The sequence below is a fragment of the Tardiphaga sp. 862_B3_N4_1 genome (assembly GCF_051811085.1).
GTDB classification, from domain to species: domain Bacteria; phylum Pseudomonadota; class Alphaproteobacteria; order Rhizobiales; family Xanthobacteraceae; genus Tardiphaga; species Tardiphaga robiniae.
The window spans coordinates 1,184,535-1,200,662 of record NZ_JBPWQB010000002.1; the positions used below are offsets into that span (position 1 = coordinate 1,184,535).

Genomic DNA, 16,128 nt, shown 5'->3' on the forward strand with positions numbered 1-16,128 from the left:
GCGGGAGACAGCGATGACCGACGTCACTTTCGAACCGGCAATTCCGGTTCTGCGCATCTATGACATTGCTAAAGCGAAGGAGTTCTATGTCGACTTCCTCGGCTTTGCGATCGACTGGGAACATCGTTACGAGCCGGACTCCCCGCTCTACATGCAGGTGTCGCGCGGCGGCGTGAAGCTGCATCTCAGCGAACACTATGGCGACGGCACGCCGGGCAGCGTGGTCTATATCCGCGGCAGCAATATCGCGGCTTTCGCAAAGGAGCTGCATGACAAGCGGGCCCGTTTCGCGCGCCCGAGTCCGACCGATACGGCCCCAAAGATCACCGACCCGTTCGGCAATGTGCTGCGCTTCGATGACGCGACCAACACGCACTGAGCCCGCCGCTTCAGCCATCGCTGCAACGAGAGAACTTACCCGTTCAACCAGTTCCGGATCTTCGCGAAGAACCCCGTGTCACGTCGCACGCTGACAGGCCCCACGGCAATTGGCCGCACGGGCTCGCCATCCACGACCGGCGCTGCCCTTGCTGCCGCCAGCGCCATGGGCCCGACCTGCGCGAGGAACGCATGTTCATGGCTGCGCGTCAGCCGCGCCAGCGCGGCGTCAAATGGCAGCCACGCGACTTCGCTGATATCCTTCATCAACTTGCGTGACGGCGCGGCCGCGGCCTCCATGTGCCAGAAATGCACGACCTTGGTCCGTTCACCGAGCGGATAGGCCAGGGCACCGAGATAGTCATGCACCGACGCGGCATGGCCGGTCTCTTCCAGCACCTCGCGCTCGGCTGCGTCGCGCGGCGTCTCGCCATTGTCGAGCTTGCCCTTCGGCAACACCCAGTCGCCGCGCTTGCGCAGGCAGACCACGGCGAACAGCGGCGTCTCGCCCCGCTGCACGACAATGCCTCCCGCCGCCATGATGATATCGCGCGCCATGATTGTCCTTAACCGCTAACGCACAAAGACGCCATCGAGGTCATCCTCGATATGAGCACGAATGATGGAATCGAAGTCCGGTTCCGCCTGGAAACCCAGCGCCAGCGCACGTTTGGTATCGAACATCGTGGGCCATCCGGCAACCATCGCCATCGTGGCGGGATCTGGCACATGCTTGATGCGTGTCACAACACTGTCACCTGCCACGCGGCGGAGCGCCGCGATCATGTCCGCGACCGATGCCCGCACGCCGGGCATCATCACCGTGCGGCGTGCGCCGAGCTTGGCGCTGTCGAGCGTCGCGCCATGAAGCAGGAATTCCGTCGTCGCGCGCGGACTGGCATGTGTCTGCCCGACGTCGTCGGTTACCGGCAGCACCGCCTCACGCCCGGCCAGCGGCTCGCGAATGATATTGGAGAAGAAACCCGACGCTGCCGCATTGGGCTTGCCCGGCCGCACGCAGATATTCGGCAGGCGAATGCCGATGCCGTCGAAGAAGCCGCGCCGCGTATAGTCCGCCAGCAGCAATTCGCAGATCGCCTTCTGCGTTCCGTAGCTCGACAGCGGCGTATGAAAGAAATCGTCGGTGATCGGCCCGTTATAGGGCGCGCCGAAGGTCGCGATGGACGAGGTGTAGACGATGCGAGGGCGATAACCACCCCCCATCGCGCGGATCGCCTCGAACAGATTGCGCGTGCCGTCGAGATTGACCGCGTAGCCCTTGTCGAAATTCTGTTCGGCTTCGCCGGAGACGACCGCAGCAAGATGGAAGATCAGGTCAGGCTTTGACGCCAGCAGTGCTGCGGGCGCATCCGGTTTTGCGAGATCGACCATGATGCTGCGCGCGCCAACCAGATCGCTGGGGATCGCATCGGCCATCGCAAGATCGCCGATTTCCCCACCGCCGACATGACCGTCCTTCAGCAGCCGCTCACACAGCTTGCGGCCGATCATGCCGGCCGCGCCAATCACCAGAACCTTCATTCCTTGATCTTCACTCTTTGGGCGCCGACAGCTTGTAGATCTCCAGCGCGTCGGCATCGGCGCCGCGCACCGCCTTGCCCATGCGGAAGATCTGCGCCGCGAGCGCAGCCATCGGCACCGGCGTCGATGTGTCCTGCGCCACGGCGACGACCGTATCGAGGTCCTTGAGCATCGTGTGGATGTGGCCGAGCGGCGGCGAGTGAATGCCCTGTGCCATGCGCGGCACGAACAGTTGCAGCGGGATCGAGTCTGCAAAACCACCCGCGAGTGCTTCCGGCAGGCGTTTGGCGTCGATACCGGCATTCACGGCAAGTCGCGTCGCTTCGGCCAGCACCGCCATGGCGCAGCCGACAATCACCTGGTTGCAGAGCTTGGTCATCTGCCCGGCGCCGGTCGGCCCCATATGCGTGAAGTTGCGCGCCATCGCCAGAATATAAGGCCTGATACGTTCGACATCGGCGGCGTCGCCGCCGGCCATGATCGCCAGCGTGGCTTCCTCCGCACCCTTGGTGCCGCCCGACACCGGCGCATCGATCCAGCCCATGCCGTTTGCGGCTTTCAATCGTGCCGCGATGGACTTGGTCTTGTCCGGATGAATCGAGGAGAAATCGACGACCAGCTTGCCATTGCCATCGCTGCCGGACAGGCCGTTGTCGCCAAACACCACTTCCTCTACCGCCGATGCATCGGTGAGGCACATGAAGATAATGCTCGCATGGGCGACGACATCACGTGGGCTGGCGGCGACTTTCGCACCGGCCTCTACCAGCGCAATGGCCTTGCCGGGCGAGCGATTCCAGACGGCCACATCGTAACCGGCGCCCAGCAACCGTTTGGTCATCGGCAGTCCCATCAGGCCGAGGCCAAGGTAACCGAGCTTCTCTTTGCCGCCCGCTGAATCCACCATTTTGACGCCGTTGTCCTTCTGCCGCCGAGCCACGCTGCTCGCATCTGCGAGCTATCTACGCTGCGTCCGCAGCCGCAGCAACGATGATATCAACGCCTGCGTAACTGCCAATTGTTGCGCCACAGCACGAATGAATGTTGGGCACGCACCTCGCTTGCCAGAATATTTGAAGCATGAAAGGCTTCAAGACAGTGAGGCTTTTCTTTTGGCCGGGTCTGGCCATCATCAAACGGAGTGAGCGGGCATGAAGCTGGGTTCTTCGAAGTGGCTGATGGCGGCGACTCTCGCGGCGGGGGCGCTGACGGGTGCGGCGCAGGCGCAGACGATTCCGACCATCAAGGTCGGCTGGACCATTCCGGCCGAAGAATCCAAATACTGGATGATGAAACGCCCGACCGAATTCACCAATCTCGGCAAGACCTACAATATCGAATGGACCCAGTTTCAGGGCACCTCGCCGATGACGCAGGCGCTCGCCGCCGGTGCGCTGGATTGCGCCACCCAGGGCGTGCTGTCGCTCGCCAACGGCGTCAACGGCGGCAACCTCAAGGCCTATATCGTCGCGCAGCACGTGTCGGAAAAGCCCGGCAGCTTCTCGGTCTACTGGGCCGTGAAGGATGACTCGCCGATCAAGACCATCGCCGACCTCAAGGGCAAGAATGTCGGCATTTCCGTCATCGGCGGCGGCACCTACGGTCCGTTCAAGATGCTGCTGAAGGGCGCCGGCGTCGATCCCGAGAAGGACGTCAAGCTGATCGAGATCGGCTTCGCAGCTTCCGAGGATGCGCTGCGCCAGGGCCGCGTCGACGCGATCAACATGAACCAGCCATTTGCCGCGCGCATGGAAGCTAAGGGCGGCACGCGCAAGCTGTTCTCGCTGAACGAAGCGATGCCGAACATCGTGCATATCCTTGAAGCCTGCCGCGCCGATTTCGTCGACAAGAATCCCGAACTCGCCAAGGCCTATGTCGCCGACATCACCCTTGGCATGAAGAAAGCGTTGGCCAACCGCGAGGAAACGCTGAAGGTCGTCAACGAAGTCATGAGGGCGCCGATCCCGGTACTGGAGACCTATCTGCTGAAGGACAACGACTTCGCCCGCGACCCGGGCGCAGCACCGAACTTCCCGGCCATGCAGAAGATGCTCGATATCTACACCGAGGCCGGCATGCTGCCGAAGATGGACGCGATGCAGTTCAAGCACCCGACCATCGTGGCGCCGATCCAGTAGAGCAAGACGCGACATCTCATTGTATGATGTCCTGAGGCCACGCCCACGGCGTGGCCTCACTGCATTGGACGACAAGACCAAGAAACGGAAAGATACGCCCCATGAAGAAATTGCGATCCCGCGTCACCACCGACGGCCTCGACCGTGCCCCGCACCGCGCTTTCATGCGCGCCATGGGCCTCGACGACGAGGCGATCGCAAAACCCATGATCGGCGTCGTGTCGATGAAGGGCGAGCAGACGCCCTGCAACATGACCCATGACTTTCAGGTCGACGCCGCCAAGACCGGTATTTCCGAAGCCGGCGGCACGCCGCGCGAGTTCTCGACCATCTCGGTCTCCGATGCCATCAGCATGAACCATGAGGGCATGAAGTTCTCGCTGCTGTCGCGCGAAATCATCGCCGACAGTATCGAAGCCGTGATGCACGGCCTCGCTTACGACGCACTGATCGGCTTCGGTGGCTGCGACAAGACGTTGCCCGGCGTCATCATGGGCATGGTCCGTTGCAATGTGCCGTCGATCTTCATCTATGGCGGCAGTTCGCTGCCGGGATTACACAAGGGCAAGACGCTGACTGCGCTGGATTCCTATGAAGCCGTCGGCGCCTTCATGACCGGCGACATCGACAAGCAGGAGCTGGAGGCCATCGAGCGCGCGTGCCTGCCAACCATCGGCGCCTGTGCGGGCCAGTTCACCGCCAATACGATGGCGATGGTCTCCGAGGCGCTGGGGATCACCATGCCCAATGTCTCGATGATCCCCGGCGTCTATGCCGAACGCGCGCAATTCGCCCGGCGCGCCGGACGTCTGGTCATGGACATGCTGCGCAAGAGCGGCCCGTTGCCGCGCGACATCGTCACCCGCAAATCGCTGGAGAACGGCGCGGCCATCGTCGCCGCCACCGGCGGCTCGACCAATGCCGCATTGCATCTGCCGGCCATCGCCAACGAGGCCGGTATCAAATTTACCATCGACGATGTCGGTGAAGTCTTCGCGCGCACGCCGCTGATCGGCAATCTGCGGCCGGGCGGCAAATATGTGGCCAAGGATGTCTACGATATCGGCGGTACGGCGGTCGTCATTCGTGCACTGGTCGAGAGCGGCCATATCGACGGTTCGTGCCTGACCATCACCGGCCGAACCATCGCGGAAGAATACGGCAACGCCAACAAGGCCGATGGCGAGATCATCTACTCCTCAGCAAAGCCGATCATGCCCGATGGCGGCGTCGCGGTGTTGAAGGGCAACCTGTCCCCCGATGGTGCGGTGATCAAGGTCGCCGGTCTGAAGAAGACGGTGTTCGAGGGCACGGCGCGCGTGTTCGAAGACGAAGAAAGCTGCGTCGCCGCGGTAAAGGACCAGAACTACAAGGAAGGCGACGTGCTCATCATCCGCAACGAAGGCCCGGTCGGCGGCCCCGGCATGCGCGAGATGCTCGGGGTCACCGCGCTCATCTACGGCCAGGGCATGGGCGAGAAGGTCGCGCTGATCACCGACGGCCGCTTCTCCGGCGCCACCCGCGGCATGTGCATCGGCTATGTCTCGCCGGAAGCCTATATCGGCGGCCCACTCGCGCTGGTGCGCGATGGTGACAAGATCCGCATCGACGCGCCGGCGCGGCGACTGGATCTGATGATCAGTGATGCCGAATTCGCCGCGCGCAAAGCGGCGTGGACCCAGCGTCCGCCGCGTCATCGGGCCGGTGCGCTGGCGAAATATGCCAAGCTCGTCGGACAGGCCCCCGGCGGCGCCGTCACGCATGATGGCGGCGCGGAATGGCCGTGGTTTGAGTGAGTAGTCCTGGCGCCGGCAGTGCGCTCCTTCTCCCCGCACTGCGCGGGGAGAAGGTCGGGATGAGGGGCAAGGTAACGGCCTATCATCTCGCATGGTCTATCGGGTCGGGATCGGTGCGAACCGTGAGTGCGATTGTGCGACGACTACAGCGCGCCGCCCCTCACCCGCCGCGAAGACGCGGCGACCTCTCCCCGTAAAGAACGGGGAGAGGTTAGAGCGCCGTCGCAGCCCTGAGCTCATCCGCCGTCGCGCGCTTCAGCCCGACTGCTTCGATCGCACGTTGCGCCGCCGCAACCAGATCCTGATTGCCTTTGGCGCGGCAGCCATCCGGCAGCAATTCGTTGTTCTCGAAGCCGACGCGGATATGGCCGCCCAGCAATGCGCCCGCGGTGACGCAGGCCGTCTCCTGCGCACCGAAGGCGCAGACACTCCAGTGTTCGAATGTTGGCGCACCGGGCGCGACGAACGGCAGCAGATCGGCCGGGTGCGACGTCTGCCCCGCCGTATAACGGCCGAGCACGAACAGCACCGGCAGCTTCTCGAACGGCACTAGCCCGCGCTTGCGAAACTCGGCCAGCCGCGCAGCATCCTGCGCATCGTAGAGAATGATTTGCGGTGTCGCGCGCTCGCGCTTCATCCAGCCGAGCAGATCGGCGAAGGCCTGCTCCTCGCTGGCATCGGGCACCAGTTCGCGCAGCGCCAGCGACGCCGCTTCCGGCTTCACCGCCTGCACCACCGCACGCTGCTGCGCCGGCGTGTATTTGCCAACTGCCTCGGAGGTGATCTGGATGACGAGCCTGTCGCCGACTGCGCTGCGGATCGCCGCGATGGCGTCCCGATAGGCCGCCGCATCGAGCAGGTGACTGCCGTCGGCGTTGCGCACATGGGCATGGATCATCGCCGCGCCTGCCTCGAGGCAATGCGCGGCCGTCACCGCCAACTCCGCCGGCGTCAGCGGCACGGCGGGATGGTCGGCCTTGACCTTGCGGCCGCCGTTGGGGGCGACCGCAATGGCAACGGGTGACATGATTTACGGAATCGCTGCGATGACGGCGATCTCGACCTTGATGGCGGGGTCGGCGAGCTTCGACTCGACGCAGGCGCGCGCTGGGCCAACTTCGGGCACCCAGGCATCCCACACCGTGTTCATGGCATCGCGGTCATTGATATTCGGCAGCCAGACGGTGGCGCTGAGGATGTTGTTCTTGTCGGTGCCGGCTTCCTTGAGGAGCGCATCGATCTTGTCGAGCACCTGCTTGGTCTGCGTCTTGACGTCGCCCGAATATTCATCGGGCACCTGGCCGGCCAGATAGACGGTGTTGCCATGGATGGAAGCCTGGCTGAGACGCTTGCCGGGACCGAGACGCTTGATCATGCAGAAGTCTTTCATTGAGTGTGGAACGGAGTGACCCGGGCGCGACCATCCCCGCTCGGAACTGGCCCGTCAAGCCCATGACGTCACACGGCACAAGTGGCCCCGCGTGGACCACGTCCACTATTCCGCGGCGCGGGCCCGCTTCACGGCATCGTCCATCAACGCCTTTGGCGCTGGCAGCCGCAACCGGCGGCCATGCTGCAGATAGAGCAGCGCGACACGCTTCGGATCTGACAGGTTCCAGATTTCGACCGCAGGCAGCCGCCCCACCAGCGTCACGGACGGTCGATGCGCGATGACATGGGACAGGATCGCGGACTTCGGCCCCTTTTTGAATTTCCGGCGCACTTTGCGCGCGGCATTCTCATTGGCCGCCTGCCAGCGGATCTTGGGTCCGCGGCGACGGTTCAGAAGCCATGAAAAGATTCGCAAAATGAATGGCATACGGCTTTTCTTTTTGCCCGGTTGCAGCGACGCTGGCGCGGTCGCGCACTCATTCTCTTAGAACGGATCATCGACAGGGGTAAAGCGGCGCGATCAAGGCGAAACGTCACGATGCCATAGAGAATGAAGCATTCTCTCGGGAATGACGCGTTCTCCTGGGGGAACGACGCGTTTCACGGGATATACGCGACCCTCGAATCAGGAATAGACCTGCGCCATGTCCGTTCCCGCCGGCGCCTCGCGTCAATCGAAAAATCAGCCAGACGTGTTCCAGACCTCGGACGCATTGTCCGTGCTGCATTCGGTGTTCGGTCTGCCGGGTTTTCGCGGTGCACAGGAAGATATCGTTCGCCACGTGACCGATGGCGGCAATTGCCTGGTGCTGATGCCGACCGGCGGCGGCAAGTCGCTGTGTTACCAGTTGCCATCCTTGCTGCGCCCGGGCTGCGGTATCGTCGTGTCGCCCTTGATTGCGCTGATGCGCGATCAGGTCGCGGGCCTGCTTGAGGCGGGCGTCAAGGCGGCGGTGCTGAATTCCACCCTGTCTTGGGACGAAGCCAATGAGGTCGAGCGGCAATTGCTCGCCGGAGAACTCGACCTTCTCTACGTCGCGCCGGAACGCCTGGTCACGCCGCGGTGCCTGTCGATGCTCGGCCGCGCCAGGATCGCCCTGTTCGCCATCGATGAGGCGCATTGCGTCGCGCAATGGGGCCACGACTTCCGGCCCGAATATATCGGCCTCTCGGTCATCGCCGAACGGTTCCCGAACATTCCGCGCATTGCGCTGACGGCCACCGCCGACGATCTGACCCGGCAGGAGATCGTGCAACGCCTCCGCCTGGAAGACGCACCGAATTTCGTGGCGAGCTTCGACCGGCCGAACATCAAATACGAGATCGTCGACAAGACCAACGCACAGAAGCAGTTGCAGGCTTTCATCAGCGACCGGCATTCCGGCGAGGCCGGCGTGGTCTATTGCCTGTCGCGTGCCAAGGTCGAGGACACCGCAGCCGCATTGAACAAGGCCGGTATCCTCGCGCTGCCCTATCACGCCGGGCTCGACGCACGCCTGCGTGAGACCAATCAGGATCGCTTCATCAATGAAGACGGCGTGGTGATCGTCGCCACCGTCGCCTTCGGCATGGGCATCGACAAGCCCGATGTGCGCTTCGTCTGCCATCTCGATCTGCCGAAGAGCATCGAGGCCTATTATCAGGAGACCGGCCGCGCCGGCCGCGACGGCAAGCCGTCCAATGCCTGGATGGCCTATGGCCTTTCCGACATCGTGCAACAGCGCCGCATGATCGACGAGTCCACGGGATCCGAGACCTTCAAGCGCGTCTCCATCGGCAAGCTCGACGCGCTGGTCGGCCTCGCCGAGACCGTCGATTGCCGGCGCACCCGACTGCTGGGTTATTTCGGCGAAGAGGCGACCGGCACGCGCTGCGGCAATTGCGACAATTGCCTCTCGCCGCCGAAAGTCTGGAACGGCAGCATCGCCGCGCAGAAGCTGTTGTCCTGCGCCTATCGCACCGGGCAGAAATTCGGCGCCATGCATCTGGTCGACGTGCTGATCGGCCGCCTCACCGACAAGGTCAAGCAATTCGGCCATGACAAGCTGTCGGTGTTCGGGATCGGCGGCGAGCTCACCGAGAAACAATGGCGCGCCGTGATGCGGCAACTGGTGGCGCGCGGCTTTCTCTATGCGGATGCGGACGCATTCAATGCGCTGAAGCTCACCGAAGAAGCGCGCGGTGTGCTGAAGGGCGAGATCGAGCTGATGTTTCGCGAGGAGACCGGCGGCACCGGCCGCGCCCCGCGCAGCAAATCCCGCCGCGGCGATCTCGCGGCACCGCGCAGCGACAACGCCAATCCCGATCTGCTCGCCGTGCTACGCGCCTGGCGTTCCGAAGTCGCGAAGAAGCGCAACGTCCCGGCCTATGTCGTGCTACACGACGCCACCATCGATGGCATCGCCAGCGAACATCCCACCACGCTCGACCAGCTCCGCGAAATCCCGGGGATCGGCGACAAGAAGCTGGAGCATTACGGCGACGAGATCCTCGCGCTAGTGAATGCGACGCCAGGGCGATAGCGGCGTTCGAAGCCACCGATGTCTATCGGGCGGGCTTGTAACCCTTGACGACGGACTCCGACTTCTTCAGGGCCGCCACAAGTTCCGCCCCGGTCATCAATGCAGTCGTCTGGCTGGACTTGATGGCGCCACCCGCCGCAATCGCGACGGCGATGGCCGCCATGCTCTCGATATCCGGCACATCGGCGATCAGCATCACGTCATATTCGCCCAGGCAATACCAACCTCCGATCAATGTTCCTCCGACGGCCTCCGTCGTCTGCCGTCCAACGGATTCAACGCGGTTCTGCGGATTCTTCATTTGCGCGGCCCATGATTCCGGCGTGTAGGCAGCCTGATACATATAGAGCGGCATGTTCGACCTCCGTCAGCCGGAATTGTCCTGACCTTTCACCGGGAGAAGAGCGCGAGCTTCGCCATTTTCACGGCACGGCCTAACTCTATTCGTGCGATGATACCGGCAGCGATCTGCATGGTGGCGCCGATTGCCCAGCTCAAACAGATGATGCCAGCCGTCCTGGGGCGCACGGTTTCACCCAGAATGATACTGGAGACTGATGTGATCGCCGTCACCGATGTTATGAAGGTACCGGCCGCAGTGAGCAGTTCCACCATATCCGCACTGTTGCCCAGCCCGCGCCATAGCGGCAGATGCATGCGGTAATCGGCAGGAACCTGGGGCAGATCGATTCCGAGATAGAAACCGGTAGCCCCGTAAATGATCATGGCGAACACGACTTCACCCGAACCAATGACCTCGATGAAGCGGCCGACCTCGGCAACGAACAGCCCGCAGGCAGCGCCAACCAAAGCGAGTCCGGTCCGTTCGAGAATGTGCGCCAACCTGCTGAGGGTCGAGCGGGTGTGCCACGATGCGCTGGGCTTGATGATCATGTGATCCTCGTCTGCCCATGAGCCTGTCGAGGAGGAGTTTTGAGGTCCGTCCTCCGCAATAACAAGCAGGAGTGCTTACCTAAATCGAGTGGGGTGGCGGTACCTGCTTCGGTGACGTGGAAACACACGCTCGCATTCTCGCGGCGCTTGCGCGTCCGAGTTTTGCGCATTCCTTCCCACCCTCAATCAAGAGGGCGTGCGGAACGCCAGGTGCCCGTTGCACCCTTGGGCCTGATGCGAATGCGGTCTTCCGCGATCTAGAGTGCATCAGGACTTTCGGAGGCGTCAGGCAAGTGCCCGACGTTCCGCCTGCGGTGTTTTTTCGGTTGCTTGCACTTTGCCTCGACGAACGCTCCGATCGCGAATTAAAGTCCCAAGGCGATGGGAAGGGAGCCTCAAGCGAGTAAGCCGAACGCGTTTTGACTTGGTCGTCCGTCACACTGTCCAGGGAGTCTTTCCATCCCAAGGTCGGCCGTCTCCTTGCCAGTGGCAGTGCTGGCGCAGATCCGTCCTGCCCGAAGACAGACGTCACCCCCAAACCGCGTGACGCCGCATCTCCGGCGTCCACCGCATCCCACCCCGCGAACGTGACGATCGCGATCGCCCCTCTCATCGGGGCAGGACGAATGAGAATATAATCCATGTCGGGATATTGTCAACACTAGATAGGAAAAAATGTTGGGGGGCTGTCTGCCGCCCAAGCTGTCATTCCCCGGCAAACCAATTGGTTTGCCTGAGGGCGGGACCGACGCTGCAGGCGACGGGACCGAACCTCAGCCACCCCAATTGGAGTGGCGGGGAATCTCGACATGGGAGTCTCCGTAGAGCCAAACACTCCGGGATTCCGGGTTCACACCGATCCGCTACGCGGCTCGATGTGCCCCGGAATGACGAGAGTCAGTGAACACATCGAGATTCCCTGGAATGACAGCGTGGGGCCAGACACTTCCGACTTTGTCGCCATTTCCCGGCATTGAAGAATTCGGGTGACGCAAATACCGCCAAAGGCGCCAAAACCGCTGCATTCGTAAGTATCCGGCTACGCGACGAAACAAATCTCCGCTTCCACGAAACAATTTTCTACACGGACGCCATCGGCTGGAAACCGGCCGGGACTACACCTCCATGCAACAAGTAGCCGCGTAGACGGCAGGAGGCCGCCATGAACCACTCGATCCACAGCGCAGACCGCAGCACGCATCTGAAGATCGTCGTTGTCGCCCTGGTTGCCGGCATCGCGGTTGCAGGTTTCGGCATTGCCGCCCGCACGGGCACCAGCGACGGCACCCAGACGGCTCGAGTCATCAAGGCCGGTCAGCCGACCGCCCTCACCAGTTCGAACACGACGGCGGTTCGCTGATTGTCGCATCAGGACACCGGTCCGGTTTGACTTAAATCAGCGTGATGTGCCGCTGATCCCGGGATCAGCGACATGCGCCGGTGATCCCGGCGCACCGCGCGTTTCAACCTTGGCACCCTCGACAGTCCTTCTGCCCTGCCATAGTAAATCCTTGAGCGCATCGACGCGCCCGAAGATGCAGGACAGACCTTTGACTGTGACAGATGTGGCGCCGGGTGCAGGCGAAGCCAACAGCACCATTCGTCAAGCTTCCGCGACGAGCCCCCAAACTGCAACCGACGCGATCATCAATTCCTATGCCGGCCGATCGATGCCCATCGATCATCTACGGACCTTCGTCACACCCGAGATGAATTTCGCGACGCGCACCATCAAGGCGGGCGCACCGGTGCGGCCGCTGACTTACGGCAAGCGCACACTGCCGGACTTTCCGATCGTCTCCACCGCCGGCACCTTCGACATCTACGACTATGTCTCGCGCAACCGCGTCGCCGGACTTCTGGTGATGAAGAATGACGAGGTCCTGCTCGAACATTATGACCTCGGCATCAACGCCGCCACGTGCTGGCTGTCGATGTCGATGGCGAAATCCTTCAGCACCACGCTGGTGGGCGCCGCCATCCAGGACGGCTATATCCAGAGTGTCGACGACCCGCTGACCAGGTATCTTCCCGAATTCGCCGGCAGCGCCTATGAAGGCGTCAGCGTGAAGACGCTGATACAGATGACGTCGGGCCTGTGCTGGAGCGACGACCAGACCGACGCGAATTCCGAGCGCCGCAAGATGCTCGCATTGCAGGTCGGGCAGGAGCCCGGTGCCGTCATGCGCTACATGGCTGAGCGCCCGCGCGCCGCGGCGCCTGGCACACAATGGACCTATTCGACCGGCGATACCCATGTCGTCGGCGCGCTGGTGAAGGCCGCCACCGGCAAATGGCTGAGCGATTATCTCTCGGAGAAGATCTGGTCCAGACTCGGCATGGAGGCCGATGGCGCCTGGTGGCTGGAAGCGCCCGGCGGGCTGGAAGTCGCCGGCAGCGGCCTGTTCGCCACCCTGCGCGACTATGCCCGGTTCGGCCGGTTCATTCTCGATGACGGCGTGATCGATGGCACCCGCGTGCTGCCGGAAGGTTGGGTCCGCGAGGCCGGGTCCTCACGCCAGATCAACGGCCAGCGCGTCGATTACGGCTATATGTGGTGGATCGTGCCGGCGCCCGACGGCACGCTCGACGACGGCGCCTTCGTCGCGCGCGGCATCTTCGGCCAGATGCTGTACATCAATCCGAAACAGCGCGTGATCTGCGTCGTGCTGAGCGCACGCTCAAAACCGACGACGCTGAACGCGCCGATTCTGGACAATGATTTCTTCAATGCGGTGGTGAAGGCGCTGAAGTGAGGCGCTGGCTTCCTAACCTCTCCCCGCAAGCGGGGAGAGGTCGAAGCCTGAGCGCAGCGAAGGCTTTGGGTGAGGGGGAGTCTCCGCAAGCTCAGAGCGAATGGATAGTCCCCCTCACCCGACTTCCACGCGCTTCGCGCGTTCCAGTCGACCTCTCCCCGCAAGCGGGGAGAGGTTAGGAAGCCGCTCGCTTGTTCTACCCCACCCTGCTCCGCTTCACCTGCGCCGCGACGCTCAGCTCGGGCCAGTCTTGCGCGATGGCCTCGATCAGCCAGTTGCGATAGCGGCGGATCAGGGGCGCATCCCAGCGGTCGGCGCGGGTGATCAAGTAATAGATGCCGTCCGAATAAGGTTGAAAGCTCGCATTGTCTTTTCCAATCTCGACGAGGCGGCCGGATTCCAGCTCATGCGCAACCACCATATGGTTGGACAGCGCGACGCCGCGGCCGTGGATCGCAGCGTCGAGCGTCATGTGGCCCTGCCACAGGCGAGGACCGCCGAGGTCGAGTTCGTCATAGATGCCGTGCGCCGCCAGCCAGTGCGCCCAGCTGTCGAAGTCCTCTTCATGCAGCAGGCGCTGGTTCAGCAGATCGCGCGGCGTCTCGATCGCCGGCATTGAGGCCAGGTAGGCCGGGCTGGCCACCGCGACGATCGGCACACGCGCCGCCTCGATGCAACGCAGGCCGGGGGCGAGCTGCAGCGGATTGCCATAGACCGACTCGAAGCGGATATCGATATCCGTCTCGTGCGAGGCGAAATCCGGCCGGCGATCGGTGGGGCGTAGCTCGATATCGACGTCGCGATTGGCCTTCTCGAACAATCCGATCTTGCGCGACATCCAGTGCAGCGCGAAGCCCGGCGCGCACCAGATCAGCAGGCGATGATTGTCACCGCGCCGCATCAGGTCGATGGTGGCATCGGCGATGGCATCCATCGCCGCCGCAATATGCCGGTGATAACGCACGCCGTCATCGGTCAGCGAGATGCTCGATGAGGTCCGGTCGATCAACTTGGTGCCAGTCCATGATTCCAGCGTGCGCAGATGCCGGCTGATCACCGCGTGATCACGCCCGAGGCTCTGCGCCGCGCGGCGCACGCCGCCGAGCCGTGCCACCGCATCGAAGGCACGCAGCGCCTCGAAAGGCGGGATCGACTTGCGCGACGGCGGGTTCAGCGCCGGGGCCGGCGCAGCTCCGGCGTCGTCCATCACGACAGGATTGGGGCCTGGACTGGAGACCGGCTTCATCATCCATCCACATTCGGTTGGCGGCACGACCGCCAAGCGGATCGTGCCAGTGAGACAAACATTCAGCGAAGCAAGAGACATGCCGGTGTGCGCAGAGGCAAGTCGGCAGGGCTGCGGCAAGATGGCAGTCTAGCACGGTGCGCCCGGTGCACCACCATGCCCCTCATTGGCATCTTCCGGGTCATCTTGATGGCGTTACCCTCGTGAGGTCTAACGATGGCTCATCGCGCGCTGCGCGGCGGCCGCTGCATGGGGATCACGACGCTGACCGACCTGTTTCAACGGCCACCCTACCGCGACCCGCTCCATCCCGGCGGCCCCCTGCTGCCACGCTCCGGCTGGAGCCGGGCGCCGATGCATCGTTGGACCTTCCAGCACATCCGCGAGATGACGCCGACCGCGCAGGTCTGGCGCGGGCCGGGCCCGGTAATGCCGATGCGCGAGAATTTGCAGGCGCTCGATACGGTTGCTTTCAGCTTTGACGGCCGCGATCTCAGTTTCGAGAGCTTTCTGACGGACAACGCCACCGACGGCATGCTGGTGCTGCACCGTGGCGCCATCGTCTATGAGCGCTACTTCAACGATATGAAGCCGCACAGCCAACACCTGTCGATGTCGATGGCGAAATCGATGGTCGGTATGGTGGCCGGCATTCTCACCGACCGTGGCGTGCTCGATCCCAAGGCGCCGGTGACGCACTATCTGCCCGAGCTCGCGCGCACCGCCTATAGCGGCGCGACTGTGCAGCACGTGCTCGACATGACAACCGGTGTCGTGTTCGACGAATCCTACACCACGCCCGGCTCGCATATGGTCAAGCTCGGCTATGCCTGCGGCTGGCGCGTCAACGATCAGCCGGACTACCCGCGCACCATGTGGGAGCTGATCCTGACGTTGACCGAACAGGACCGCCCCCACGGCGCCCTGTTCCAGTATCGCTCCATCGAGACCGACGTGCTCGGCTTCATCCTCGAACGTGCCACCGCAACGTCGCTCTCCGAATTGGTCAGCCGGGAATTATGGGCGCCGATGGGCGCGCAGGAGGACGGCTATTTCACTGTCGACCACGGCGGCTTCGCGCTGGCCGATGGCGGCTTCTGCGCAAGCCTGCGCGACTATGGCCGCTTCGCCCAGATGATCATCAATGGCGGACGGTCCGGCGATCGTCAGGTGATCCCGAAAGCGTGGATCGACGAGACCCGCAACAACGGCAACACCGAACTGTTCCAGGGCTTCTTCCGCGAGACGCTGCCGCAGGGCGCCTATCACAACAAATGGTGGATCGAGGATCCCCGGGGGCGTGCCATGCTGGCGCGCGGTATTTTCGGGCAGCTCATCTATATCGATCCGGAATCCGAATTCGCCTTCGTCAAGCTCTCGACCTGGCCCGAGGTCACCAGCGTGCCGCGCGCCCGCGAGGCCGTCGCCGCCGCGCATGCGATCCGCGATGCGCTCATACGATAA

16 protein-coding genes are annotated in these 16,128 nt (G+C 63.1%); 7 read left to right on the top strand and 9 right to left on the bottom strand.

The window, feature by feature from the left end:
* The first annotated feature begins 13 nt into the window (after positions 1–13).
* Positions 14–379: a glyoxalase superfamily protein gene (locus AB8B02_RS22835; protein ID WP_309942205.1), complete on the top strand. Its 366-nt coding sequence runs from the start codon at positions 14–16 to the stop codon at positions 377–379.
* Positions 380–414: 35 nt separating this feature from the next.
* Here AB8B02_RS22835 and AB8B02_RS22840 read toward each other — a convergent pair whose 3' ends face one another.
* The 3 genes from AB8B02_RS22840 to AB8B02_RS22850 are packed head-to-tail and all read right to left on the bottom strand — an operon-like array spanning position 415 to position 2,827.
* Positions 415–936 (bottom strand): NUDIX hydrolase, encoded by a 522-nt coding sequence (locus tag AB8B02_RS22840; protein ID WP_089267820.1) that lies wholly within the window; start codon positions 934–936, stop codon positions 415–417.
* A gap of 15 nt (positions 937–951) precedes the next feature.
* Entirely contained in the window at positions 952–1,920 is a 969-nt protein-coding gene (gene denD / locus AB8B02_RS22845) for a D-erythronate dehydrogenase (protein ID WP_439065244.1), read from the bottom strand.
* Between the two features lie 10 nt (positions 1,921–1,930).
* Positions 1,931–2,827 (bottom strand): NAD(P)-dependent oxidoreductase, encoded by an 897-nt coding sequence (locus AB8B02_RS22850; protein ID WP_439065245.1) that lies wholly within the window; start codon positions 2,825–2,827, stop codon positions 1,931–1,933.
* A gap of 271 nt (positions 2,828–3,098) precedes the next feature.
* Between AB8B02_RS22850 and AB8B02_RS22855 the strand changes: the two genes are divergently transcribed.
* Complete coding sequence (locus tag AB8B02_RS22855) at positions 3,099–4,058, top strand: ABC transporter substrate-binding protein (RefSeq protein WP_439065920.1); 960 nt, start codon at positions 3,099–3,101, stop codon at positions 4,056–4,058.
* Between the two features lie 101 nt (positions 4,059–4,159).
* Entirely contained in the window at positions 4,160–5,854 is a 1,695-nt protein-coding gene (gene ilvD, locus AB8B02_RS22860) for a dihydroxy-acid dehydratase (RefSeq protein ID WP_439065246.1), read from the top strand.
* Positions 5,855–6,065: 211 nt separating this feature from the next.
* On the opposite strand, the gene AB8B02_RS22865 is transcribed toward ilvD, so the two are convergent.
* The 3 genes from AB8B02_RS22865 to AB8B02_RS22875 all read right to left on the bottom strand — a co-directional run bounded on the left by AB8B02_RS22865 (position 6,066) and on the right by AB8B02_RS22875 (position 7,673).
* Positions 6,066–6,881, bottom strand: a complete 816-nt coding sequence (locus tag AB8B02_RS22865) for a 3-keto-5-aminohexanoate cleavage protein (RefSeq protein ID WP_439065247.1) — start codon at positions 6,879–6,881, stop codon at positions 6,066–6,068.
* 3 nt (positions 6,882–6,884) lie between these two features.
* Positions 6,885–7,229 (bottom strand): RidA family protein, encoded by a 345-nt coding sequence (locus AB8B02_RS22870; RefSeq protein ID WP_120288051.1) that lies wholly within the window; start codon positions 7,227–7,229, stop codon positions 6,885–6,887.
* Positions 7,230–7,349: 120 nt separating this feature from the next.
* Positions 7,350–7,673 (bottom strand): hypothetical protein, encoded by a 324-nt coding sequence (locus AB8B02_RS22875; RefSeq protein ID WP_139285792.1) that lies wholly within the window; start codon positions 7,671–7,673, stop codon positions 7,350–7,352.
* 217 nt (positions 7,674–7,890) lie between these two features.
* On the opposite strand from AB8B02_RS22875, the gene recQ reads away from it, so the two are divergent.
* Positions 7,891–9,768, top strand: a complete 1,878-nt coding sequence (gene recQ, locus AB8B02_RS22880; RefSeq protein ID WP_439065248.1) for a DNA helicase RecQ — start codon at positions 7,891–7,893, stop codon at positions 9,766–9,768.
* Between the two features lie 22 nt (positions 9,769–9,790).
* Here recQ and AB8B02_RS22885 read toward each other — a convergent pair whose 3' ends face one another.
* A complete protein-coding gene (locus tag AB8B02_RS22885) occupies positions 9,791–10,123 on the bottom strand; it encodes a GYD domain-containing protein (RefSeq protein ID WP_184512264.1) in 333 nt (110 codons plus the stop codon).
* A gap of 35 nt (positions 10,124–10,158) precedes the next feature.
* On the bottom strand, positions 10,159–10,662 hold the full coding sequence (locus tag AB8B02_RS22890; RefSeq protein ID WP_210269244.1) for a hypothetical protein: 504 nt from the start codon (positions 10,660–10,662) through the stop codon (positions 10,159–10,161).
* 1,162 nt (positions 10,663–11,824) lie between these two features.
* Between AB8B02_RS22890 and AB8B02_RS22895 the strand changes: the two genes are divergently transcribed.
* Positions 11,825–12,022 carry a hypothetical protein gene (locus AB8B02_RS22895; RefSeq protein WP_089263559.1) on the top strand — a complete coding sequence of 66 codons (198 nt, stop codon included), beginning with the start codon at positions 11,825–11,827 and terminating at the stop codon, positions 12,020–12,022.
* A 196-nt stretch (positions 12,023–12,218) separates the two neighbouring features.
* Positions 12,219–13,418 carry a serine hydrolase domain-containing protein gene (locus AB8B02_RS22900; protein WP_439065921.1) on the top strand — a complete coding sequence of 400 codons (1,200 nt, stop codon included), beginning with the start codon at positions 12,219–12,221 and terminating at the stop codon, positions 13,416–13,418.
* Between the two features lie 196 nt (positions 13,419–13,614).
* Here AB8B02_RS22900 and AB8B02_RS22905 read toward each other — a convergent pair whose 3' ends face one another.
* Positions 13,615–14,745, bottom strand: a complete 1,131-nt coding sequence (locus AB8B02_RS22905) for a LysR substrate-binding domain-containing protein (RefSeq protein ID WP_210291510.1) — start codon at positions 14,743–14,745, stop codon at positions 13,615–13,617.
* Between the two features lie 135 nt (positions 14,746–14,880).
* Between AB8B02_RS22905 and AB8B02_RS22910 the strand changes: the two genes are divergently transcribed.
* A complete protein-coding gene (locus AB8B02_RS22910; RefSeq protein ID WP_439065249.1) occupies positions 14,881–16,128 on the top strand; it encodes a serine hydrolase domain-containing protein in 1,248 nt (415 codons plus the stop codon).